General features: G+C 60.7%; 18 protein-coding genes. 11 read left to right on the plus strand and 7 right to left on the minus strand.

The window, feature by feature from the left end; genetic code table 11:
• Window positions 1–684, minus strand: a complete 684-nt coding sequence (locus tag phaeop14_RS17150; RefSeq protein WP_040169699.1) for a DnaA N-terminal domain-containing protein — start codon at window positions 682–684, stop codon at window positions 1–3.
• Window positions 685–1,255: 571 nt separating this feature from the next.
• Here phaeop14_RS17150 and phaeop14_RS17160 point away from each other — a divergent pair.
• The 3 genes from phaeop14_RS17160 (at window position 1,256) to phaeop14_RS17170 (ending at window position 5,436) form a co-directional block, all read left to right on the plus strand.
• Window positions 1,256–2,560 (plus strand): AAA family ATPase, encoded by a 1,305-nt coding sequence (locus tag phaeop14_RS17160; protein ID WP_040169701.1) that lies wholly within the window; start codon window positions 1,256–1,258, stop codon window positions 2,558–2,560.
• A complete protein-coding gene (locus phaeop14_RS17165) occupies window positions 2,557–3,699 on the plus strand; it encodes a ParB/RepB/Spo0J family partition protein (RefSeq protein WP_096790353.1) in 1,143 nt (380 codons plus the stop codon). Before phaeop14_RS17160 ends, phaeop14_RS17165 begins: the two co-directional genes overlap by 4 nt.
• Window positions 3,700–4,137: 438 nt before the next feature.
• Window positions 4,138–5,436 carry a family 16 glycosylhydrolase gene (locus phaeop14_RS17170; protein ID WP_096790480.1) on the plus strand — a complete coding sequence of 433 codons (1,299 nt, stop codon included), beginning with the start codon at window positions 4,138–4,140 and terminating at the stop codon, window positions 5,434–5,436.
• A 34-nt stretch (window positions 5,437–5,470) separates the two neighbouring features.
• Here the strand turns inward: phaeop14_RS17170 and phaeop14_RS17175 are convergent, their stop codons facing one another.
• A complete protein-coding gene (locus phaeop14_RS17175) occupies window positions 5,471–6,385 on the minus strand; it encodes a sulfotransferase (RefSeq protein WP_096790354.1) in 915 nt (304 codons plus the stop codon).
• A 184-nt stretch (window positions 6,386–6,569) separates the two neighbouring features.
• Here phaeop14_RS17175 and phaeop14_RS17180 point away from each other — a divergent pair, with 184 nt between their 5' ends.
• The 3 genes from phaeop14_RS17180 to phaeop14_RS17190 are packed head-to-tail and all read left to right on the plus strand — an operon-like array spanning window position 6,570 to window position 10,420.
• On the plus strand, window positions 6,570–7,835 hold the full coding sequence (locus phaeop14_RS17180) for a glycosyltransferase family 2 protein (RefSeq protein ID WP_244905847.1): 1,266 nt from the start codon (window positions 6,570–6,572) through the stop codon (window positions 7,833–7,835).
• Window positions 7,828–9,144, plus strand: coding sequence for a glycosyltransferase family 2 protein (locus phaeop14_RS17185; RefSeq protein ID WP_096790356.1), 1,317 nt, complete (start codon window positions 7,828–7,830; stop codon window positions 9,142–9,144). Before phaeop14_RS17180 ends, phaeop14_RS17185 begins: the two co-directional genes overlap by 8 nt.
• Window positions 9,128–10,420, plus strand: coding sequence for an O-antigen ligase family protein (locus phaeop14_RS17190; RefSeq protein WP_096790357.1), 1,293 nt, complete (start codon window positions 9,128–9,130; stop codon window positions 10,418–10,420). The genes phaeop14_RS17185 and phaeop14_RS17190 overlap by 17 nt, the downstream gene beginning before the upstream one ends.
• Here phaeop14_RS17190 and phaeop14_RS17195 read toward each other — a convergent pair whose 3' ends face one another.
• Both phaeop14_RS17195 and phaeop14_RS17200 read right to left on the minus strand, forming a co-directional pair.
• On the minus strand, window positions 10,421–11,215 hold the full coding sequence (locus tag phaeop14_RS17195) for a hypothetical protein (protein ID WP_096790358.1): 795 nt from the start codon (window positions 11,213–11,215) through the stop codon (window positions 10,421–10,423).
• Window positions 11,216–11,222: 7 nt separating this feature from the next.
• The gene (locus phaeop14_RS17200; protein WP_244905848.1) at window positions 11,223–13,301 is read right to left on the minus strand and encodes a GumC family protein; all 2,079 of its coding nucleotides are present in this window, start codon (window positions 13,299–13,301) and stop codon (window positions 11,223–11,225) included.
• A gap of 211 nt (window positions 13,302–13,512) precedes the next feature.
• Between phaeop14_RS17200 and phaeop14_RS17205 the strand changes: the two genes are divergently transcribed.
• Genes phaeop14_RS17205 through phaeop14_RS17215 form a run of 3 tightly spaced genes read left to right on the plus strand, consistent with a single transcriptional unit; the run spans window position 13,513 to window position 16,702 of the window.
• A complete protein-coding gene (locus phaeop14_RS17205; RefSeq protein ID WP_244905849.1) occupies window positions 13,513–14,565 on the plus strand; it encodes a glycosyltransferase family 2 protein in 1,053 nt (350 codons plus the stop codon).
• A gap of 4 nt (window positions 14,566–14,569) precedes the next feature.
• Window positions 14,570–15,523, plus strand: coding sequence for a glycosyltransferase family 2 protein (locus phaeop14_RS17210; RefSeq protein WP_096790361.1), 954 nt, complete (start codon window positions 14,570–14,572; stop codon window positions 15,521–15,523).
• Window positions 15,524–15,526: 3 nt separating this feature from the next.
• Entirely contained in the window at window positions 15,527–16,702 is a 1,176-nt protein-coding gene (locus tag phaeop14_RS17215) for a glycosyltransferase family protein (protein WP_040182343.1), read from the plus strand.
• On the opposite strand, the gene phaeop14_RS17220 is transcribed toward phaeop14_RS17215, so the two are convergent.
• Window positions 16,612–17,670 carry a glycosyltransferase gene (locus phaeop14_RS17220; protein WP_096790362.1) on the minus strand — a complete coding sequence of 353 codons (1,059 nt, stop codon included), beginning with the start codon at window positions 17,668–17,670 and terminating at the stop codon, window positions 16,612–16,614. The two genes, phaeop14_RS17215 and phaeop14_RS17220, sit on opposite strands and share 91 nt — an antisense overlap.
• A gap of 218 nt (window positions 17,671–17,888) precedes the next feature.
• On the opposite strand from phaeop14_RS17220, the gene phaeop14_RS17225 reads away from it, so the two are divergent.
• Together phaeop14_RS17225 and phaeop14_RS17230 are read left to right on the plus strand one after the other, a co-directional pair.
• Window positions 17,889–19,049, plus strand: a complete 1,161-nt coding sequence (locus phaeop14_RS17225; protein ID WP_096790363.1) for an ABC transporter substrate-binding protein — start codon at window positions 17,889–17,891, stop codon at window positions 19,047–19,049.
• A 100-nt stretch (window positions 19,050–19,149) separates the two neighbouring features.
• Complete coding sequence (locus phaeop14_RS17230) at window positions 19,150–21,816, plus strand: methyl-accepting chemotaxis protein (protein WP_096790364.1); 2,667 nt, start codon at window positions 19,150–19,152, stop codon at window positions 21,814–21,816.
• Between the two features lie 90 nt (window positions 21,817–21,906).
• On the opposite strand, the gene phaeop14_RS17235 is transcribed toward phaeop14_RS17230, so the two are convergent.
• The gene (locus tag phaeop14_RS17235; protein WP_096790365.1) at window positions 21,907–22,206 is read right to left on the minus strand and encodes an AzlD domain-containing protein; all 300 of its coding nucleotides are present in this window, start codon (window positions 22,204–22,206) and stop codon (window positions 21,907–21,909) included.
• Window positions 22,203–22,919 carry an AzlC family ABC transporter permease gene (locus phaeop14_RS17240; protein ID WP_096790366.1) on the minus strand — a complete coding sequence of 239 codons (717 nt, stop codon included), beginning with the start codon at window positions 22,917–22,919 and terminating at the stop codon, window positions 22,203–22,205. Before phaeop14_RS17240 ends, phaeop14_RS17235 begins: the two co-directional genes overlap by 4 nt.
• Window positions 22,920–22,962 lie beyond the last annotated feature (43 nt).

Here is a 22,962-nt window from a genome sequence, read left to right on the forward strand (position 1 = left end):
CTAGGATAGGATCGTCAGCTGATCCACATCTGCATCGATATCATGACAGGCGGCCAGCAGCCGCTCTTGCAGATGTGCGGTGACATAGTTGCCGTGAAACCGGCTTGGTGCGCGCAGGATCAGCCGACCCCCTGCCCTGCTCTCCCTGCTGAGTGCTTGTATCCATGCCGAATAGGTGGCCGGGTCTTCCTGATGCAAAACCGCCTTCGCCAGGCTCCACTCACTGCCATCGCTGATATCTGGCGCGGGTGCCGCTGTTCCTGTCATCAAAGGCACGACGTTTTTCTCAGGCGCGTCGCTGCCACGCATCCGGTGATCAAAATCGGGGCCAACTGCCGCCCAGCACCCGCGAGTGTCCGTCAGGATACACTCCAGATCAAACCCATATTCGGTGACCCGCCCGCGCGCCCCCTGCCGTTTGACCACCAGCCAGCCAAGGGCGCGTAACTTGGCCATCTCCCGCTTCACTGTGCGTTCATCGACGGACCACATCCGGGCAATCTCGCGTTGCCCGACCGCTAGTTCATTGCGTTGCCAATTATAGCGTGCAGTCATCAGGGTCATGAAACGCAGAACCAGACGCTGGGGCCCCTTCTCCAGCGAGAGGGCATAGGTCCCCAACGCAGTGAGGATATCATATTTTAACGCCGCGGCCTGTCGCCCGACGGGTTTACTGGCAAGCATGGCTGCCCTCTTGTCTCCATCCGTTCTTGGATGGCTGCCTCTGTCGTCTCATGTTTGCCATGAGATCCTGTTGATTGTGATCGGGGCCACGTGGTGCTGCTAGCAGCGATTATCAGTGAAGCCTGACCCGAACTCAACGTTTTTAAGTTGGTGTACCCGATTTGCGTCCAGAGATGCGATTCTGTCAAGAGCGCTGTTGTTTGCCTCTCGATCCCAATCCCATTTTTGACTCAAAAATTGGTATTCATGGTATTGGGTGACAACTTGGACGTCCCCTATTAGGGCAAAAATGTCCCCCTATATGCAGCGGTGCTCAATATCACGTCCCCCTATATCGGCGAAGGAAACGCCATTTATCGTCCATGCGCGGCACCCACTACCGAATCGCATGCGCCCTGAAAAACAAGGGGTTTGCCTATCTTTCATCGCAGGCGGTCCCCGCGGGGACAGGACGCTCATTCGGACAATAATAGCTTTTGCGTTTTTTGCAAATTCGGCGTAAACCGATTTTCAGGTAGGAAAAGCGTCCGCTAGATCAAAAAGGGCGCACTACAGAGATCGAGGAGCAGAGATGTTTACCCATCAAGACCTGGCAGACATGCAGGCACAATCGCTGAAAATGCAGAGTTGGATCCGACAGCAGACCTTCTCTCCCAAGATGGAAAAGACGCTGCGGCGGTTCTCCAGCTGGGAGGTGGCCGAGCTGATCTTTAAGGTGAACCAGTCCACCTTGCGCGGCCGTCTAGCAGCAGACCCCAGTCTGCCGCAGGGCCATGTCGAGGAAGACGGCCGCCAGCGCTGGTATTCGCTGGAGGAGATCAATGAGCTGCGCCGCCGCTTGAAGGTGAACCGCAAGTCGTTGATGCCCGAACGTCCCGCCGGAAAGCGGGCGCTGCGGGTGGCGATCTCCAACTTCAAAGGGGGCGCCGGCAAATCCACCGTAGCGCTGCATTTCGCCCATGCCGCCGCCTTGGACGGGTACCGTGTGCTCTGTGTTGATTTCGATCCGCAGGCCACGCTCTCCCATTCCATGGGGCTGAGTGATGTGACGGAGGATTATACTGTCTGGGGCATCATGGCGCGCGATCTGGTGCGTGAGACTGAGCGCATGAACGCCAGCACCCGTGGTGCGGAGTCCGGGGCTGCCCTGCCCGAACGCCGACTGCCGGAGGCCATCACCGGCATGGGGCTTCAGGATCTGCGGATCAGCGACTTTGTCAAACCCACCAGCTGGCCCACGATTGATGTGATCCCCAGCTGTGCCAATGCCGCCTTTGTGGAATTTGCCTCTGCCCAGTACCGGCACCTCAATCCTGAGTGGTCGTTTTTTGCTGCGGTGTCGCGCTACCTCGATCAGCTGCCGTCAGAAGATTATGACATGATGATCTTCGATTGCCCGCCCGCGATTGGCTACCAGTCAATGAATGCGGTTTTTGCGGCAGACATGCTCTATATCCCGTCGGGTCCTGGTTACTGGGAATATGACTCCACGACCTCCTTCATCGGTCAGCTCTCCGAGGCGCTGGAGGATCTCTCTGCGTTCAATGGCGTTGTCCCCGCGGGGACGTTCAGCCTGCCGAAGGTGTTTCAGGAGGTGCGCTTCCTGCTGACCCGCTATGAATCCGGTAATGATCTGCACCGGGCAATGCGCGACGCATTTGTAAAGGTGTTTGGCGACAGGATGACGGAGCACCCGATCGAGATGACCCGCGCGGTGGAGCAATCGGGACGCTTCCTGAGCTCAATCTATGAGATCGACTATCGGGATATGACGCGGGAAACCTGGCGGCGCGCGCGCGCCTCGTTTGATCAGGCTTACATGGAATTCAAGGATAATGCCCTGACCGCATGGGCCCAGTTGGAGGATGAGGCATGAGCAAACGCAGAATGTTCGACATCGATTTTCCGTCGGAGCCCCCAGTCGCAAAACCAGAGGCCCCCTCCCCTGCCGCATCGGCCCCACAACCAGCAACCGGTGCGCCGGAGACGAAATCCGCCTTCCGCTCAGGCGAGGCCCGGCGCGGGCCGATGGCTACAGCGATCAGCGAAAACGCCGATGCGTTGCGGACGCGGGCTGAGGTGGAGCAGAATATCCGCGCCGAGAATGACCGGCTGGCGCATGAGTTTGTGCGGCTCAAGACGCTTGGCCTTGTGGTCGACCGGATCCCACTGGAGCAGATTTCCACCAGCAAGCTGATCCGCGACCGCGCGGTCAATCGGGATCCTGATCTGCAAGAGTTGAAAGAGTCTATTCGCGATCTCGGCCTTTCCAATCCGATCCGGGTTGAGGAAGACGGCGATGGGTATCAGCTGGTTCAGGGGTTTCGCCGCCTGTCAGCCTATCGCGCGCTCTATGAGGAAACCGGGGATGAGCAGTTCAGGTTGATCCCGGCAGGCCTAGTTGCACGGGGAGAGACACTGCAAGGTCTCTACCGCCGGATGGTGGATGAAAACCTCGTGCGGCGGGATATCTCTTTTGCCGAGATGGCACAGTTGGCGCTGTCTTATGCGCAGGATCCTGAGACCGGTTCAGACTCTGTAGAAGAGTCTGTTGCGCTGCTTTATGCCTCGGCAGGGAGACAGAAGCGGAGCTATATTCGTCACTTCGCTGAGCTGCTGGAGTTGATTGGAGCAGAGCTGTCTTTTGCCGAAGCCATCCCGCGGGCGCTGGGGCTGGATCTGAAAAAACACCTCGTGGAAACCCCATCCGCCTTGCCTGCGCTCAAACAGCGCCTGCGCGAGCGGAGCTTCTCAAGTGCCGAGGAAGAACTGTCGCTGCTGCGCCAAGCGTTGAAGACACCGGCCTCCGACGTAACGGAAGCCACCACCAGCCAGCGGGCTGGCATGGCCAAAACGACGCTGCGCTGCACTGTCCCTGCGGGGACAGTGCGCTGTCTTGCGCGGGATGGCCGCATCGAAATGGCGATGGAGCGTGATTTCTCAGCGGTTGATCAGCGCCGCTTAGAGACTGCGATCAGTGCGTTTTTCGACGCTTTGGATGGTGAGAATAGTTAGGCCCACTTATTGGTAGAAGCTGCGCCCAGATAAGCGCGGAACAGAGGCTGTCCCAGTGGGGCAGCCTTTTTTCTTTTCAAGCCGTTAAGATATGAATACACATTAACCTTACCCGTTTCGCTGCCGATACGGGTCAATCATGTTGAGTGTCCCCACGGGGACAGAGAGGTCGCGATACGGGTGCCGCCGGACTATCACCGGTGGTGCATCGGGGGATGCGCTGTGTCGGGACTACCGGGCTGTCTATTGGGCGGTCCCGCTGCGCTGTGCAATTCGACTAAAAAGCAACCCTCTAAAACTGTTCTTGAGTTTGCGTTAAACTGTATGAATGGGGCATTAATGCGCGATAATTAAGGCACAATCCTGCCATCGTTCGCCCCGAGAACCAAACCCAAGGCAACGCCGCCACACGCGGCACGAAGGTTTGGAGTGATCGATATGGCATCAACCGATAGCGCGCAGGCAGACGTGACCCCAACGGTGGATCTGCGGGTTCCGGGTCAGGTCCGCGATGACGACGACTGGCTGGTGTCGACCTGGAACGCAGGACAATCACGGGACACCAAGTGGTCGCAGGACAATGTGCAGATCAATGCTGAGGGCGCGGTTGAGCTGCATCTGACATCTGAGAATGGCGCGGATGAGCGGACCTTCACCGGTGGGGAGATGCAATCCGAGGCCGCCCATGAGACCGGCACCTGGAGCTGGACAGCGCAGGCGCCGCAGATGCAGGACGGTACGGTTTTTGGCATGTTCCTCTATCAGGAGGACTATCGCAATGACCGTTGGCTGGAGTTCGATTTCGAATTTGTCGGCGCTAACACCCGTCAGGCGCAACTGAGCATTCATATGGAAGCAGAGGATGGCAGCCGCGTGCGTCTCGCGGACGCCCCTGCGGGGCCACTGGTTGTCGACCTTGGGTTTGACGCGGCGGCGGGGCTGCACACCTACGAGATTGAGCTGACAGGTACAGGCGCGATTTTCCGGGTGGATGGCAAGGTTCTTGCCGATCTGAGCGGTGCCGATATGCCGGGGGGGCTGTGGTATTCCGGCGCGGTCAAGAGCTTTGCGGACCTCTGGGCTGTGTCGGAAAATCAGGCGGCATGGGCTGGGACTCCAGACCCGGACGCGCCGCCCTTGGTTGCCGTGATTACCGATGTGTCCCTGCCGGGACAGGAACGGGACGGTTCGCCCAACTTCGCAACCGAGCAGGAGGGGACCGATCAGGCAGAGGATCTGTTTGGCGGCGATGGCGCCGACCTGATCCACGGCGGCGCCGGAGCGGATCAACTGGTCGGCAACAGTGGCGCAGATCATCTCTACGGGGATAAAGGCCGTGATATTCTACGCGGCAAAGGGGGCGATGATTTCCTATTTGGGGGGCGCGGCAAGGATCGTTTGGCCGGTGGCGGTGGAGAGGATGTTCTGGATGGCGGTATCGGTCGCGATCAGCTGCGGGGCGGGGGTGGTGCTGATACTTTTATCTTCAGCCAGGGCGGCCCTGCCGATCGGGTCAATGATTTCACCCTGTCCCACGGGGACGCTCTGGATCTGACCCGGTTCAACCTTGATGGCGCAGAACAACTGCGCTGGCTGGATGGGGAACGCGGCCGTGGGACACGCGACCTTTTGCAAGTCGAAGGGGAAGATGGCTGGATCAATGTTGCGGTGATTGATGACAGGGGAGAGGCGCTAACGCTGGATCTGCTTATCTCGCAGGACGCTATTCTGTTCTGATCAAGACGTAATGGACAGGTGTGTACATTGTTCTTTAGCGTTGCAAGGCATGCCAGCTCTCCCAGGGCAGGCTGTCACGTTTCAGCAGCGCTGGGAGCTGACGCAGGTCATCTGCGAAATAGGTCCGCAGCGTGGCGATGTCGCTGTCCCGGAGGGGCGGCACCACTTCGCGCATATTCTGGCTGTTGGCGCGCAGCAGAGCCGACACCGGGCCGGTGGATTTCAGCCGTGCCAGACCATCCTCAAGCCCCGCCTTGCGCAGTTGATCCCCCCCCGCACGAAGCGCGCGGCGCAGGGTCGGCAGGCGGGGGCGGTCACTCTCGTTCCGGCGTTCGTGCAACACCGGTGAGACATGGCTGTCGTCCAGCCCGGCAAAGCGATAGACCTTCTGCGCGGCGGCAACCGGGTCCGCGCTGATCTCCTCTGCCAGCATCACCAAGACACGGTCGCGGCCAAGGGCGGCTAGCCAGCGGCCTAGATGACGGCTGTAGAGACCCTGTTCCAGATAGGCCGGATTGTTTGCCAGCCCCTCATGAAAGGGGAGGGGAGGGATGTGGCCCTTGATCACCTCATGCAGGTGATTGGAATAGGCACGGGCCACCGGGTCACGCAGCAGGCAGACAATCTTGATCTCGGGATCGAAAGCGTTCAGCCGGTCGGGGCAGCGCGGGTCGTAGAAATAGGAGGGAGAGGCCTCGAACCTGACGGGCTTGTCGGCGCCATGGGTGAAATGGCTGCGATACCATTGATAGCCACGATCAAAATAGGCGCTGAAGAAATCCAGTTCCTTCGGGTCAGACACGGCGGCGTCCGGATGGGCGCCAAGGGCGGCATGGATGAAGGTGGAGGCACATTTCTGCGCGCCAATCCCAACCAAGGTTGGACCGATCCGCGAAACTCCCGCATTTGTCTGGTGGTCGCCCTGTGGCGCTGCGGGTGTGGCGGTCATGGCGGGTCTTTCCGAAGGGGCGGCAGTTGCGCTTTGGCGTCTCTTGGCCGTCAGTCTTAGCAGTTTGAGGACACCGTGCCACGGGAAATGCCCGCCGAACCATGATCCGGGCAGGTCTGCCTTCGGATCTGGTCTCGTTGCGGCGCGGCGTGTTAGACATGTTCGGGGCAGAATGGGCAGGCTAATGCAGGAACCGGCGGGGCAGGGGCGGTTGATTTCGATCATCATGGCCAATCATCAGGGCGCGCGCTACCTGCGCGCTGCGCTGGCGTCTGTGCTGGCGCAAACGCACGATGACTGGGAGTTGATCGTGGCGGATGATGGCTCCAGCGATGGATCGGTTGAAATCCTGCAAGACGCCGCTGCGCAGGACGCCCGCGTGCGGGTGCTGCTGTGGGAGACCTCAAGCGGCCCGGCCGCTGCGCGTAATCGGGCACTGGCTGCTGCGCGCGGGGCATGGGTGGCCATCTGCGATTCCGACGACATCATGCACCCGGACCGGCTGCGGCGCCTTCTGTTGGCGGCTGAGAGGCTGGGCGCCGATGCGGTGGCCGATGATATGATCCATTTTGCAACCGAGCCGATGGCGGCGCCGCGCAGCGTTTTCGGACCGGAGCCGCAGGACCTGCCGCGCCAGATCAGCCCGGCGGATATGCTGCGGGTGCCCGAGCCGGGGGAGGCTGGCGCGCAGCTGGGCTATATCAAGCCGTTGATCCGACGCGAGACGCTGGGGACGCTGCGCTATGATGAAACGCTGACGATTGGTGAGGATCAGGATCTCTATCTGCGGCTGTTGCTGCAGGGGCGACGTCTGTGGTTGCTGCCAGAGGCGCTATATCTCTATCGGCGGCATCCGCAGTCCTTGTCTCATCGCTCCAGTCGGGCTCATGTTGAGGCGTCGCTTGCGGCGTTGGAGGGTTTGAGTGATCGATTGCAGTTCGATCAACACACTGAAATAACAAGTATTTTAAACCACCGGCGGCGGGCTTTACAGCGGCGGTTGTCCTTTGAAACGCTGGCAGAGGACCTGAGGCAACGTCGGTTGGCATCTGCTGCGGCACAGTTGTTGCGGGATCCGTCTTTGGTCTCGCAATTGGCGCGGGTGGCCTTGGCCAAGGCACGCGGTCGCAAGTCCGGCCGAAAGGTTGAGGGGGCATCTGACGCATCAGCGGAGGTGGTGCATCTGATCGGACCTGATGGGGCTGACACTACGCTGATGGGGGAGGGTGCGGGCACGCGGATCGCGGTCCCGATGCCGGAGGAACATGGCAGCCACAGCGTGCTTTGGGCTGATTTGTGCCATCGCGCATCACGGGGCGCGTTGACACTGACCTATGGCGACGCTGCGGGAGTGTCGGCGGCCTGGCGGGTTCCCGCGGCGGTGCATATCCGGGCGCGCTGTCCTGTGGTGTCTGATCTCCCGCCACCCAAGGGTCAGTGTGATGGCTGACCGGCGGCCGCAGGTTTCGGTGATCATGGCCAGCCGCAATGCTGTGGGGCATCTGCCCTTGGCCATTGGGGCGGTGTTGGCGCAGACGCTGACAGATCTGGAGCTGATTATTGTCGATGACGCCTCGGAGGATGACAGCTGGGCGCTGATCTGCGCGGCAGCGGCCACCGATCCGCGGATCCGGGCGCAGCGGCGGTCACATAGTGGCGGCCCGGCCATCGCCCGCAATGATGCGCTGGCGCTGGCGCGCGGAGACTGGGTTGCTGTTTGCGACAGCGACGACAGCCAGCACCCGCGACGGCTGGAAATGATGCTAAACGCGGCGCAGGATCTGGCGGCGGATGTGGTCGCTGACGATATGATCCTGTTTTCTGAGCAGCCTATGGCGCGGGGCGCGACGATATTGGGTCAGCACGCCCCGAAAGTGGCCCGGATGCTCAATCTGAAAGATCTGGTGTTGAGTGGCGTAGATCCTGAAGGTATCAGCCATATCGGGTATCTCAAGCCCTTGATCAGGCGCCGTTTTCTGAGCGGCCTGCGTTATGATCCACGGCTACGGATTGGAGAGGATCACGACCTCTACCTGCGGCTGTTGCTGGCGGGCGCGAAGATGTGGGTGCTGCCAATGGCGGCCTATCTCTATCGTCGCCATGCGGCCTCAACCTCCTATCGCAATGTGCCGGGGGATCTGGCGGCGCAGATTGATGTGCTGGACGATCTGGCGGCGCAGGCGGGCAACGAGGATCTGGCGACATTGGCGGATATCCGTCGGCGCGCCCTGTTGCGGCGCCATGCGCAGTTGGAGCTGGCATGGGATGTGCGGGCCGGTCACCTGATGCGGGCGCTGAGGCGTGTTGTGATGCGCCCTGATCACCTGCCTTGGCTGGCATCGGTAGTGCGCAATCGGGTGGAGCTGAAAATGCAGGCTGCTGCCTCGCGCCTGTGGCGACGCCCACAGTACTGGCGCCTTGGGCGCAGCAGCAATGGAGCAGGGGATCTGACATTGCCCATTGATGCGGACGGCGCACTGGATCTCAGCACCGCTGCGGCACCGGTTTGGGCGCGGATGTGTTGTGAGGCCTCCCGCAGGCCGGTGGAGGCCGAGGCGACGGATGCGCTGAGACAATCGGCGCTCTGGATGGTGCCAACTGTCCGGGCACTGGCAGCAGAGGCATCCGATGTTGCCAATGGGACGCGGGCGCAGGGCTCGGCATGTGCTATGGCTGGATTGGCAGACCGGGAGCGGGTAGCGGTGGAAAGCAGCGGACATCAACAGCACAGCGCAGGACCAGATGACACTGACGGTTGAGCCTCATCAGGACCCCCAGCGGCAGTCCGGGCCGGTGTCGGCATCTGTGCTGCGGCGCGGGGCAGGGCGCTGGTGGCTGACGCGGGGCCATCTGCATATGGCCTATCTGATCCTTGCGGCCATGTCTGGCACCGGGGTGGTCTATCGGCTGGGGTTTCAGTCGCCGGGCTGGATGGCGCTCTATGCGCTGACGATCCTGTGGTACCTGCGCGACTGGCGGCAGAGTGCTGCGATCCTGTGGCAGGCCTGGCCGGTGCTGATGCCCTGTGTCATCGCCATGGCTTCCACCCTGTGGAGCGTCAACCCGCCGGTCACGGCCTATCGCAGTTTTCAGCTGACGATGACCACACTGATCGCTGTGCGCATTGCCTCCGCCATCCCAGCCCATCACACGATGATTGTGGTCAGCCTGACCTCTGCGATTGGGGTGGCCTTGTCCTATCTGAATTCCATCGTGACGTTTCTGTCGCCAGCGTTTCATCCCAATGGGGCGTTGAAGGGCATTTATATGCACAAAAATTCCCTCGCCAAGGCGACGGTGAATGCGGCGCATGGGCTGGTGACGCTGGGGTTCTATTGGCGGCTGTCTATATTGGGCATGCTGGCGGCGGCCCTGATGATCCCGGTGCTGGGCATGGCACAATCCGCTGGCGCTTATGTGACCTTTGCCATTCTGGCGATCTATGTGCCGGTTTTGTGGATCCGCCGTTGGGGCGGGACCGTGCGGCGGGTTGCGCTGCTGTTTTCGCTGATGGTGCTGTTTCTGGTGCCGCTCGCGATCTATATCTCAGGCATTGATGCGCTGGGGCTGCTGCTGGAGCGGTTGGGCAAGGACAGCACCCTGACCGGGCGCACGGTGATCTGGGCCTTTGGGCTGGAGGAAATCGCCAAAGCGCCGATTGGGGGCGTTGGGTTTGGGGCTTTCTGGTCGGTGCCGTCTTATGCGCGGCTTTATATTGAGGCCTATGTCGATGAGGGGCTTTACTGGTTCCACAACAGCTATATTGAGCTGATGGTCGGCAATGGCCTGTTGGGGGCGGTGACCTTCTTCGGTTTGTTGATCGCGGTCGTGATCCGCTGTTTCCGCTGGTACCTGCAGGACGGTAGCGTGACCTCCGGGTATTACCTGTTTTACGTGCTGATCAATCTGGTCGCGGCGCTGTCGGACAATGTGATTTATAACGAACATTCGATCCGGCATATGCTGATCGCCATGGCTTGGATCTATGCCGGGCGGGCGCTGGGGCGCTGGCGGGATGTACCGCCGCGGATCTGATCAGGGGCGGGTGGCGTTGCCAGTTGGGGCGATGCTGGGTGCCTCATCAAGCGGCAGGCCCATCGCCGCCTCAAGTGCCGGATCAAGCTGAGCCCTGATCCAGGCGCGGTCATCCGGTGTGATCAGGTGGCCCGGTGTTTTTGGTTTCACATCGCGATTGGACCACGACCAGCCATAATGCCCCTGCGGGACCTCCAGCCGCGTGTTACGGGGCACCGGGCTTTCAGTAGCGATACCGGAAATGATCTCGTCTGGGTTTTGGCTGATGGCCGCATGGGTGGTGTAGAGCACGCGCGCGCCGCGCTGTGGCAGGGACAGGAGTGCCTCGGCCTTGGCCCGCCGCAAGGCCAGCAGATTGGGAAAAGGCGCGCCGGTGATCGGATGCAGATCCTGATTGAGTGGCTGGCCCTTGCAGGGGCTGGTCTTTGGTAGATCGAACCATGCAGGCACGTCGACTTCGCTGCGCCATTCGGCGCGGATGAACTCCGAGAAGGCGAGATCGCGCAGCTCAGGCACGCTGTGCCAGGGCTTGCCGTACATGCTTTCGAGCCATTGGAACGGATCACGGAAGATCACCACATAGAGCACATCGGCAGGCAGCGCGATGAGGTTGGGGAACGCGTGTTTCCACATGTCATAGCGTGGGCGGGCTGCTGCGAAATTCTGCTGGATCAGTTGGTCAAGGAAATTGGTGCCGGAGCAGCGTTCGCCCAGAACCTGATAGTTCAGGACCGGTTGGCCAAGGCCGCGGCGACTGGCGATGCGGGCCTTGCGCAGGAGGGAGGTGAGCTGCATCCAGTCCTTACCCGTGATAATAGCGGTCGCGGGACCGTTTGGTCGCCCCGTAGAGCGGTTTTGCGGCGGCTTTCACCTTGGTCAGTACAATGCCGTCGGGGCTACGTCCGCCCTGTTCCAGCGCGCGCAGCGCATCGATAAAGACTGCCTGCCGGGTGGTGTTCCACTGCGCCAGAAGGATCAACAGATCCGCGTGCTGGCCGATGATCCGCGCATCCGGCACCACAGAAATCGGCGGGGTGTCGAAGATGATGATATCCCAGTGGCTGCGGGCGACTGACAGCAGCTCGGTCAGGCCGCCTTGGCTGAGCAGATCTGCCGCACTGCCGGAGACGCTGCCGGCAGGCAGGATATCAGCCTGTCCCAGCACACCCGGCAACACGGCTTCTGCCAAGTCACAGCGCCCGGACAGCACGTCAAACAAGCCCGGTTTGCTGTTGCCATCCGCCAATGGGTCCGAGAGGTAATGACGGCGCAGGTCGCCGTCGACCAGCAGCACGGATTTGCCGATCTGCGCCATATTATGCGCCATCGCAGCAGACAACGTGGATTTGCCGTCGCCGCTCTCGGCAGAGGTGAAGACAACCACTTGCGGCGGGACATCGCCCCGCGCCATCAGCAGCGTGGTGCGCAGATTGCGGATGGCCTCGCCATCGCGGGTCTGAGGGCCAAGCGCGCTGGCTTGTTCGGGGCGGATTTTCTGTGAAAACTGATCCAGCACGGCGATCACTGGCACCGATGTAAGCCCTGCGATCTGCGCTGCGGAATACAAGCGCGCGCGGGAGAGTTGCAGGACCACCACCAGCACTGTGCCGAGAAACCCGCCGAGAAAGACTGACAAAATCAGAATTTGGCCCTTGTTCGGCAGGGCGGGGCGGTCGGGGGGGAACGCGCGGGAGATCACCCGGCTGTCGGCCCGCTGCAGGCCGATTTGCATTGAGGTTTCGCGCAGCCGGTTCTGAAAATTCTCAAACAAGAGGCGGCTTGCTTCGGCGTCGCGTTCGGCCTGCACGACCTCAGTCAGCGCATCACTCTGGGTGGCGATTGTGATTTCCAGATCGGCCATGGACCGGCGGATCGCCTGCTCCTTGGCTTCTGCCTCGCGCAGGTCACGGGTGAGTTGTGCCAGAACGCTCCGCCAGCCGTCCTGCGGATTATCCGCCCGCGCCAGAATGGCACCATAGCCATTGCGCCGGGCCGCCAAACGCTGGTCCTCCACTGTCTGCAAAGTGGTGAATTCGGTCTGTCGGGCCTGTTGCTCTGCTACCTCTGCGGCCCGTTCAGCGAGGGCGCTGCGGAGCGATATCAGGCGGTTTTCCAGACCGATCAGCTGCGCCGGGCTGGTGACGTCGGCCTGCGCACGAATATCGGCGACCCGGCGCTCGTTCGCCTCCAGCTGGCTGCGCAGTTCCGTCACCCGCTCCGCCAGCCAACCTGTAGCCTGTTCGGTGACATTCAGTTTCACCGCCACCTGATTTTCGACATAGGTATCGGCAAAGGCATTGGCGATATCCGCCGCCTTGAAGGGGTTCTCGCTCAGCACCCAGATTGAAAAGATATAGGTGTCCGGGATGTTGACGACCCGCGTATTGGCCAGAAGTGTCTGGATGACTTTCTCACGGACGAAGGCAGGATCGGGGGTAAGCGTGGTATCATAGACCTGCATCCCGAGGATGCGTTTGATCATGTCCTTGAGCGCTTGCACCGGATTGAAGCCGGGATCGCGCAGCATCATGTTGAATTCCGGGTCAGAGATCAGATTGAGCCGATCAACAACCTGTCCGGCCAGCTCACGCCCGCCAAGGATATGGACTTCGGTACGGATCACCTCATCCGTGGCGGAGAGGCTGCTCACCACGCTTTCGATATCCACCACTTTCTCATCGCGGGTGTCGAGCACCAGCTGCACCTCAGCCCCATACAGAGGTGTGGCGGCGATATAGGCGCGCCAGATGCCAATGATCAGACCGATCAGCACACAGGCTGCGATTACCCAGCGTCCGCGCCAGATGATTGCAAAAATGGCACCGAGATCGAGCACCTCCTGACCGTCATCAGCGGCAAAGGACGTCTTAGGCGTGGACACGTTGGTTGACCCCATCGTTATTGGTTTGCCCACGGCCGTCCCTGCGCTGCGCGACGCCGCAGAGGTGGCAAGTAGGTGGCAGGTCCAAGTTCATTAGACTGCGCGCAAAAATCAATCTGTCGCAGCATAATCAGATCCGCTAGACAGGTCCATAACACGGAATGGAACAAACACCATGGGCAGCAGCGGGCAGAACGGCAAAGAGGGCGCCATGAGCACCAGCACTGTGTCTGCGCCGGAAGATGCGCGTATTCTGGTTGTGATCCCAACCCTGAACGAAGCAAGGGCCATTCTGCCCTGTTTTGAAAGCCTGCTGCGTGACCCACTGCTGTGCGATCCTGCACGCGCCACTTTGGTGGTGGCGGATGGCGGCAGTACCGATGGGACACAGGACATCGTTCGGCGCTACGCTGAGACCAGCCCGATCAGGATACATCTGCTGCATAATCCCGACCGGATCCAATCGGCGGGGATCAATAGCGCGGTGGCAGAGCATGGCGATGGCGTTGACCTGCTGCTGCGGTGTGATGCCCATGCGATCTACCCGGCGGATTACGCGACCGCTTTGCTTGCGGCATTTCGGTCTGCGGAGGATGCGGTGTCGGTTGTGGTCGCAATGGATTCCCAAGGGACCAGCAGCTTTGGCAGGGCGGCGGCCTGGGTGGTGGATACGCCGCTCGGGTCCGGCGGGGCAGCCCATCGTGGTGGGCGGGCCTCAGCCTATGTTGACCATGGTCATCACGCGCTGATGGATTTGACCTGGTTTCGCAAGGTGGGCGGGTATGATGCCGCCTTCAGCCACAATGAGGATGCGGAGCTGGACTGGCGATTGCGCGCTGCAGGCGGTCGGATCTGGCTGGCGGGTGATGTGCGGCTTGGCTATGTGATGCGCAGCACGCCCGCAGCCCTGTGGCGTCAATATCAGAATTACGGTGCCGGCCGCGCGGCGACGCTGATCAAGCATGGGATGCGACCACGGTTGCGGCAGATGGTGCCGGTGCTGAACCTCATTCTTTGCGCCATGGCGTTGGCGATCGCCCCTGTCTGGCCAGTCGCGCTGCTATGGCCCTTGGTCTATTTGGCAGCGGTTCTGGCGGTGACTGCGGTGGCCTGTCTTCGACTGGGGGCCATCGGGGTTTGGTCCGGGGTGGCCCTCGTGGTGATGCATATGGCCTGGGCGCTTGGGCTGTTGCGGAGGATGATTGGGTTTGGCCTTCGAACTGCCTTTGGTCGGATGCGCCGGATGCAGCGGGATGGAGGATGAGCGAATGACCAAGCGGATCTCAGTCCTGCTGTGTACATATCGGCGCCGCAGCGTTGTGGCGACGCTGGAGAGCCTGGCCGCGCTGCGCGCTCCGACGGGATACACGATTGGTATAATCGTTGCCGATAATGACGAGGCCCCCTCCTCGGAACATTGGGTGCGGGGGACGACTTCCTCCTGGCCGGTCAGTTATCTCCATGCGCCTGCGCGCAATATCTCGGTTGCGCGCAACGCATGTCTGGCGGCGGCGCGCAAACGGCAATCTGAGTGGATTGCCTTTGTCGATGACGATGAGGTGGTACCTGCCGATTGGATCGAACAGCTGATGCGCCGGGCGGCGGACACCGGTGCAGATGTGATCTCAGGCCCGGCAATCGCGCGCTACCCTGAGGATGCGCCGGATTGGATGGTGGATCAGGACTGGCACAGCAATTGGCCAGAGCTGCGCAGCCCCAAGCAGACCGGAGCAGAGCAACCGCAGACCGCCCATAGCTGCAATGCGCTGATGCGATTTGCAGGTCAGCCCTGGGAGGGGCAGGTGTTCGATCTGGATCGCGGGACAAGCGGCGGCGAAGATACAGCCTATTTCTTTGCGTTGTCGCATATGGGCGCCCGGTTTGCGGTCTGCGCTGAGGCCCCGGTTTTTGAAGAGGTGGCACCAGAGCGGTTGCGTCTGGGGTGGCTGACCAAACGGCGGTTTCGCATGGGGCAGAGCTATGCGAGCGTCGCGCCCGGATCACTGGCGCGGATACGGCTGGCAGGTGTTGCGCTGGCGAAGGTGGTCTATTGCACCGGTGCCGCGTTGCCAGCCTTGCCATCTGAAGCACGCCGCAATTTCTGGCTGTTGCGCGGATTGCTGCATCTGGGGGTGCTTGCGGGATGCCTGGCCCTGCCACAACCCAAGATCTACGGCGCCCGCGCGGATCATGATGCTGCGTCCGAGCGGGTGCAGGGCTGAGCCATGGCACGACTGGTCTGCTTTGCCTCTGATTTGACCGATGTGGCCCAGCTGCGGCGGCTGGCGTCATTTCAGGCGCTGGGGCATGAGGTGATCTCGGTCGCGTCGCGCAAGGGACCCTTGCCGGAGGTGAATTGGCAAAATATTGATCTGGGCGAAATTGGCCAGCATGGGCTGTTGCGACGCGGACGGCTGGCGCTGTCCACGGCACTGCGCGATCCACGGCTGTCACCACTGGTGCGGCAGGCCGATCTGCTGGTGGCGCGCAATGTCGATATGCTGGCGCTGGCCGCCGCCCTGCGGCTGCGCAGCGGCGCTACCGCACCCATCGCCTATGAGGTGCTGGATATCCATTCGCTGTTTGAGGGCGCGCGCCTCAAATCCCGAGTAGCTCGCTGGGGCGAGCGGCGCCTGTTGGCAGGGGCGGAGGTTCTGTGGCTGTCATCGCCCGGATTTCACACCGGGTATTTTGCGCCTGTTCAGGGCTATGCGGGCCCCTGGCATCTGGTCGAAAACAAAGTGGTTGTGCCCGACGACATGCCGCGCCCTGTGCCAACCAACCGGGTGCGCAGCGGTGAGGCGCTGCGGTTGGGCTGGATCGGTGCCATCCGCTGTCGCCCGAGTTTTGAGCTGCTGCTGCGCGTGGCAAAACAGATGGGTCCTGCAATTGAGGTGCATATTCACGGCAAGATCCACGACCATGTGCTTCCGGATTTTCACGCCCGGATCGCTGGCCTTGGCAATGTGATGTTCCACGGGGCCTATGCCTACCCCCATGGTCTCGCCGCCTGTTATGACACTTGTGATGTCGTCTGGGCGCAAGATCTCTGGCAGATGGGCGACCCCTCGCGGAGCGGCAATTCCGATTTGCTGCTGCCCAACCGGATCTATGAGGCGGGCTGGCATGGTTGCCCGGTCATCGCGGTTTCGGGGACAGAAACTGGCCGCAAGATTGAGGAGAGTGGGCAGGGCTGGACTCTGCGGACCGCGAATGCACAGGCGCTGATCGGGCTGTTACAGGATCTGACCCCGCCGAAGATTGCCGCCGTTCGCCAACGGATTGGGGAGCTGCCGGAGAAAGTGTTCCGTCAAACCCCGGCAGATGTGGTGGCGCTTTTGGCCTCGGCGGGGGTAGAGCCATGCAGCGCCGGTGCGCCGCCGTCGAAAAGCGGCGCATAAAGCGACATGAACCGCTCGCCGCCGCAGCGCAGGGACAGGGTGTCGAGCACATAGTCGCGGGGCCGGTAGTCTGGCAGAGCGGTCCAGAAACGGTCGAATTGTTCTTCGATATTGTTGATCTGAAACCGCCGCCCGCAGCGGTCGTCGAAATAGGGCACCGAACTTGGGGTCACATCACCCTGTACGAGCGCGCGCTGAGATGGATCGACCAGCTCCCCCTGATCCCAGGCAAAAACCGGCAGATTGGCCGACATAGCCTCCTGATAGGCCAACCCCTGTGTCTCATGCTCGGTGCAAAACAATAGCGCACGGCTGCGACTGACCAGGTCACGGTATTGCGCGGGGGTGTGGTTTCCGTAGTCCAGCTCCCGCCAGCTGAGGCCGCGGGTGCTTAGAATATCGCGCAATGGCTGGATCAGGTCGGTTTCACGAGCCGTTTTCCGGTGCCAGCGCACCTTGTTGTAAAACAGCACATCAATGGATTTGGTCGCGCCGGACATATCGGGCCAGGCATCTGTATCGATCCCGACGAACATCGGCGCAAACTGGGCGCGGGTCTCTATCGGATTGAGCTGGATGGGCCAGCTTGATGGATAGGTCACCACCTTCAGGTTCAGCTGGCTGCGAATCGCGGCAAGCTCCTTTGGGTCGGGAACACGCCCGGGGCCGTAAATAGCGGGGTTTTGTAGTCCAAATCGAGCCAGTGGCGGCAGGTAGCCGCTCAACCCTATCGGGTGATCCGGGTGCCTGCGCGCAAAGCCAAAGTCATTTATGACCACGTCGTGGCCCAGCATTTGCAAGCTTTTGACGAGGTTCGTGAAGGCAACATAAAACCCTGTGCGGGGCTGCGCGCCCTTCATCAGGCGATAACCATAGCGCAGACGTTCGCGCAGCTGCGACAGGTTCTGCCCGCCCGGAAAATCATAGGCCTTGAGGTCATAGCCATCAAAAAACAAAGGAATTTTCACGATGGCGGGTCCTGCGTTCTAACCGAGAGTAAAGCGCAATCAAACTAGCAGCGGTCTCAGGCGACGTCGATGGTTTATGCGCGCGGCGAGGGGGCCGCTGCTTCTGAGAGATCGTTAAAATGCGCGGCGTATTGTCTTGGGCTTTCTTCTGGCGGCGGGACGCTTTGTTAACGGCTTGGCGACAGGCTGCTGCGATGTATTGGAAGGTGGAGTAAACGATGTTGCTAAGAAAACTAACAACCGCGGCTGTTCTGGCTCTGGCGGTCCCGACGCTTGGACTGGCTGAGCAGGGTGTCTCTTCGACCGAGGTGCGCTTTGCGCAGGTTGCCGCGCTTGATGGGCCGGCTGCAGCACTGGGCCAGGGAATGCAGCTGGGGCTGAAGGCGGCTTTTGCCGAAGCAAATGCCGCAGGCGGTATCCACGGGCGCAGCATCGTTTTGGAGAGCATGGACGACAGCTACGAACCGGACAAATCTGTGGCGCTGGTCAAACAGGTGATTGAGGGTGATCAGCATATCGGCCTGATTGGCGCTGTCGGCACGCCGACCGCTTCGGCGACACAGCCGATTGCGACCGAGGCGGGACTGCCCTTCATCGGACCCTTCACTGGTGCTGGGTTCCTACGCGATGCCAGCCATGGAAATATCCTCAATGTGCGGGCCACATATGCGGCGGAAACCGAGGCTTGGATTGCCCATCTTGTTGATGAGCGGAACATGAAATCAATCGCGCTCCTGTATCAGGATGATGGGTTTGGCCGTGTTGGTCTGGCGGGTGTGACCGCCGCCCTGGAAAAGCGCGGCATGGCGCTGGTGGCCGAGGGGACCTATACGCGCAACACCACCGCCGTGAAAAAGGCGCTGCTGACCATTCGTAAGGCGAAACCCGATGCGGTGGTGATGGTCGGAGCCTACAAACCGGTTGCTGAGTTCATCAAGCTGTCACGCAAGCTGAAGTTCAACCCGACCTTTGTGAACATTTCTTTCGTCGGTTCCGATGCTTTGGCAAAGGAATTGGGGGACGCGGGCGAGGGTGTCATCATCAGCCAGGTCGTGCCGTTCCCATGGGATCAGTCGCTGCCTGTTGTGGCGCAATACCAGGCAGCGCTGAAAACGGTCGATGCTGACGCAGAGCCGGGGTTTGTGACGCTGGAGGGGTATCTGACCGGCCGTCTGGCGATCCGTGCTTTGGAGGACGCCGGGGCGGATCTGACCCGTGGCAGTTATCTCGCAGCCATGGCGGGACTGCGCGATGTGGATTTTGGCGGTGTTACCATGCGCTTTGGCCCGGATGACAATCAGGGCATGGACGATGTGTTCCTGACCCATATCACCAAAGAGGGTGGGTTTCAGCCCGTCGTCGCGGGTGGTGAATCCTAACGCAGCAATTGGTCGAGGCACACTTGGTGTCTCGACTGCCCGGCACCTGTCCGATTTCTCGGACAGAGCCTAGTAGTTTTAATGACTTACGGAATTAATCATGACAACGCAGACACGTAAACGCGCGACACGACGGTGGAACCCGTTGTCTAGTATTCGCGCCAAGATGTTTCTTATCCTGCTGGCTATGGCAGGCACTTCGGCAGCGATTGGATATGCCGTGACACAAGCGTTTGAGCACGTGTCTGCGGATGTTCATGTCCTGACCGAGGACAAGCTGCCGGAACTGGAACTTAGCGGTCAGATGACCGCAGCTGCTGCCCGGACAAAAGACGCAATGGTCGCGGTTATGCTGGCGGACACGCCGGGCGCGCTTGACTTCGCAAAAAGCGATGTTACCGCAGCGGTTCGGGCGCTGGATGGCGTGGTGGAGCAGCTGCCGCAGGTGCTGCGCGATGAATTCAAACCCGATGTGGTCATGGTTGAAGAGGCGCTGGAAGCCTCGATTACGGCGCGCACCGTCGCGTTCAAGAATGCCGCAGCGGTGATCGCTATGATGGAACAGCTTCAGGGCCTAAGCAGCGCCATGCAGGTCACGCTCGCTGAGATGGCGGATGACGCCTATTCGAACCTCTCAAAAGGCGGCGAACAGACGATGTCGGCGGTTGACGCAACATTGGTTGATCTGGTCGAAGTCAAATTCGCCACTCTGCAATCCCTGTTGCAGGCACGGGCAGAGATCAACCTGATCTCCGGGATTGCTCTGGCGATTGGCGAAACCGAGGATCGCGCGATGCAGTCGATCCTGACGGATTTGGCAAAGGCATCGGATGGGCGCCTGAACGATGTCATTGATACGCTGGAGGTGGAGGCGCCCGGTGTGGTGCCGATCTTTGCCATTCGGGATGCCGCCGCTGTATTGCAGAAGGCGGTGTCGCGTGGACGTCTTCAGTCCAATGCCCTCCGCCAGGAGGTGCTGAGCGCGCGCCTGTCCAGTGATACGGAATTGTCGACGGCGGTTGATGATATGGTGTTTGAGGTGACATTGGCAGCTGAAGATGCCAGCGACGACAGCAAGAAGGCTATTCAGGGGTTGCTGACCAATGAAGTTGGCTTCCTCAATACTCTGCTGGAGATCAACACTTGGATCAGTAATTTTCAGGTCGCCGCACTGGATGTGGTGACTGCGCGGAGCATCGCGCAGACCCGGGCGGCAGCGGAACCCATGGAACAAGCGGCGGCGGCTCTGGCCGAGTATAGAACGTTTGACAATGGGCGGCTTGCAACCCAGCTCGACGAGATCATCACGATGGCGGAGCCGGATCAGGGGTTGGCGATTTTCCGTATTGCGTCGCTCACGGCGGATGCGGATGCCACCAAGGAGGCCAATGCAACCGCGAATGCAGTCTTGCAAATTGCGAGCCGTGCGTCCCTTTTGGGGTCAGGCAGCCGGGGCGAGATTGCTTATATGGCGGCGGATATTGCGACCACGGTCGATGAGGCCCGCGCCAATATCGAACGTTTGCTGATAATGGTCGCAGGTTTGTTGGTGATGGCATTGCTGCTGACCCATTGGCTGGTTCAACGCCCCCTGAATGCGATCAGCCGAACCACTGAACGGCTCGCCGATGGTGATCTGAGCCCGATCAATGGATTTGATCGTACCAGTGATGAAATCTTCCGGATTGCACAGGCTCTCACGGTGTTTCGCGATGGTCTGGTTGAAAAAGAGGCGCTGTCCAAAGCCACAGAAGAGGAGCGGGCCGCTCACCAAGCCCAGCAGACCGCTGCCGTCACGGCTATCGGCAACGGTCTGGCGCGGCTGGCGCAGGGCGATCTCTCTGCCCGGATCACCGAAGAGCTGACAGAAGGCTATGCGCAGCTGCAGACGGATTTCAACCTGACGGTCGAAACACTGAGCAGCACTGTGGTGGATATGGTGGATGTGGCTTCGTCCATACGCAACGGTGCGGATGAGATCAGCCAGGCTTCTGACGATCTGTCGCGGCGCACGGAAAGCCAGGCTGCAACGTTGGAAGAAACCGCCGCCGCCTTGGATGAGTTGACCGCCAGCGTGAAATCTGCGGCCGATGGTGCGCGCTCTGTTGAGGCGACCACCCAAGATGCAAAGAGCGAAGCCGTAAAGAACGGCAGCGTCGTCAACAGCGCGGTTTCTGCCATGACAGATATCGAGGAGAGCTCCAAACATATCGCGCAGATCATCGGCGTGATTGACGATATCGCGTTCCAGACCAATCTTCTGGCGCTGAACGCGGGGGTTGAGGCGGCACGTGCCGGCGATGCCGGTCGCGGCTTTGCGGTTGTGGCCTCCGAAGTGCGGGGGCTGTCGCAACGCACCTCCGAGGCGGCGATGGAGATCAAGACGCTGATCAGCGAAAGCTCGAAAAAGGTCGATTATGGTGTCGAATTGGTGGGCAAGGCAGGCACTGCGCTGAGTGATATCGTGTTCCAGGTCGGGCAAATTTCGCAGCAGGTCTCTGAGATTGCCGATGGTGCTGCCTCACAGTCCACCGGTCTGCATGAGATCAATATCGGTATGTCGCAGCTGGATCAGGTGACCCAGCAGAACGCAGCGATGGTTGAGGAATCCACAGCGGCCAGCCATATGCTGCGCGGCGATGCAACCAAGCTGGCGGAACTGGTGTCAAACTTCACCGTGGCAGATGGCAATGCTTCGGCTGCTGCTGTGGAGACTCAGCAGGATGGATGGGATGAGGATCCCGACGCCTGGCAGATGACCGGGTGACGATCTTGATCGTCAGCCTGTTCGGTCTTTTGACACCCGCAGCGGCTGATATCGCTGCGGGTGTTTGCTGTTGAACGGAGGCGGTCCACATCATAACAGCGCAGCGTGGGAGAGGGCCACATAGGCTGTGACGCCTACTATCATGGTCCAGATGACGTTGTTTGTTAGTGCGGCAGTTCCCAGAGCAATGGCCGCCGCGATCCAAGTCTGGGGCGGTTGGTTTGCCAAGGACGTCGCAACCAGCGAGATCACGATCAGACCCGGCAGGCGGCCCAGCAAGGGGGCAAAGCGGGATTGCTGCACCCGATTGCCTGCGACCAGCCCAAGAACCCGGATCCCGAACGCCATCGCTGCGAGGCTCAGGATCAATCCCCATTCATTCAATGTCATTGCGCGGGTACCTTTCTGCGTGGATTAAGGACAAGGACTGAAACGCCGGTCAGCGTACCGAGTAAAATGGCGTAGGCCGTTGGCATCTGTGCGGTGACCAAGGCGAAACTTGCAACGAAGCTTGTTGTCCAAGGCGCGAGATCGCCGGTGCCTTTCCACAGACCTCGGGCCATCGCGATGAAGGCAGCCGTAAAGGCAAAGCCGAGACCAAAGCGCTCCAAATCGCCGAAACTTGACCCGACCAGCGCGCCGAGGGCCGTTGATAGGGTCCAGACCGAAATCATCACGCAGCCGGATCCGATCAGGAAACCGGCGCCGATCTGGGGATCTTTGGCCCTTTCCGTCATTGTCAGCGCCCAGTTTTCATCACCAGTCATGTGGATCGTCAGCAGCTTTGTCCAGAGTGGCAGCCCGTGCAAAAGCGGTATCAGCGAGGCCACGATCCCGATGTAGCGCAGGTTCAGTGCGGCACCGGCCAGCACCGCGCCGAAAAGAGCCGAGCCGCTGGAGAATTGTTCAACCGCAACAATCTGCGAGGAACCGGCATGCACCAGACCACTCATCGTGACGATCCCCCACCACGGAAAACCGATCTGGGCTGCCAAAACGCCAAAGGCAAAGCCATAAAGCGCTGCGCCCAGTGCCAAGGGCAGGATTGCCAGCGCGCCTTGGGCCAGTGCTGCGGTCGGTATGTGCGGTGTGTGATGTGTCATCACATTGTTTTATCAGCGGTGCGTGATGTTCCCTATCGCCCAT

It is taken from the genome of Phaeobacter piscinae (assembly GCF_002407245.1).
Lineage (GTDB): Bacteria > Pseudomonadota > Alphaproteobacteria > Rhodobacterales > Rhodobacteraceae > Phaeobacter > Phaeobacter piscinae.

Bases quoted from the DNA above. Each gene is read 5' to 3' on its own strand.
- phaeop14_RS17150 (WP_040169699.1), bottom strand. From the start codon at position 684: ATGCTTGCCAGTAAACCCGTCGGGCGACAGGCCGCGGCGTTAAAATAT.
- phaeop14_RS17160 (WP_040169701.1), top strand. From the start codon at position 1,256: ATGTTTACCCATCAAGACCTGGCAGACATGCAGGCACAATCGCTGAAA.
- phaeop14_RS17165 (WP_096790353.1), top strand. From the start codon at position 2,557: ATGAGCAAACGCAGAATGTTCGACATCGATTTTCCGTCGGAGCCCCCA.
- phaeop14_RS17170 (WP_096790480.1), top strand. From the start codon at position 4,138: ATGGCATCAACCGATAGCGCGCAGGCAGACGTGACCCCAACGGTGGAT.
- phaeop14_RS17175 (WP_096790354.1), bottom strand. From the start codon at position 6,385: ATGACCGCCACACCCGCAGCGCCACAGGGCGACCACCAGACAAATGCG.
- phaeop14_RS17180 (WP_244905847.1), top strand. From the start codon at position 6,570: ATGCAGGAACCGGCGGGGCAGGGGCGGTTGATTTCGATCATCATGGCC.
- phaeop14_RS17185 (WP_096790356.1), top strand. From the start codon at position 7,828: ATGGCTGACCGGCGGCCGCAGGTTTCGGTGATCATGGCCAGCCGCAAT.
- phaeop14_RS17190 (WP_096790357.1), top strand. From the start codon at position 9,128: ATGACACTGACGGTTGAGCCTCATCAGGACCCCCAGCGGCAGTCCGGG.
- phaeop14_RS17195 (WP_096790358.1), bottom strand. From the start codon at position 11,215: ATGCAGCTCACCTCCCTCCTGCGCAAGGCCCGCATCGCCAGTCGCCGC.
- phaeop14_RS17205 (WP_244905849.1), top strand. From the start codon at position 13,513: ATGAGCACCAGCACTGTGTCTGCGCCGGAAGATGCGCGTATTCTGGTT.
- phaeop14_RS17210 (WP_096790361.1), top strand. From the start codon at position 14,570: ATGACCAAGCGGATCTCAGTCCTGCTGTGTACATATCGGCGCCGCAGC.
- phaeop14_RS17215 (WP_040182343.1), top strand. From the start codon at position 15,527: ATGGCACGACTGGTCTGCTTTGCCTCTGATTTGACCGATGTGGCCCAG.
- phaeop14_RS17225 (WP_096790363.1), top strand. From the start codon at position 17,889: ATGTTGCTAAGAAAACTAACAACCGCGGCTGTTCTGGCTCTGGCGGTC.
- phaeop14_RS17230 (WP_096790364.1), top strand. From the start codon at position 19,150: ATGACAACGCAGACACGTAAACGCGCGACACGACGGTGGAACCCGTTG.
- phaeop14_RS17235 (WP_096790365.1), bottom strand. From the start codon at position 22,206: ATGACATTGAATGAATGGGGATTGATCCTGAGCCTCGCAGCGATGGCG.
- phaeop14_RS17240 (WP_096790366.1), bottom strand. From the start codon at position 22,919: ATGACACATCACACACCGCACATACCGACCGCAGCACTGGCCCAAGGC.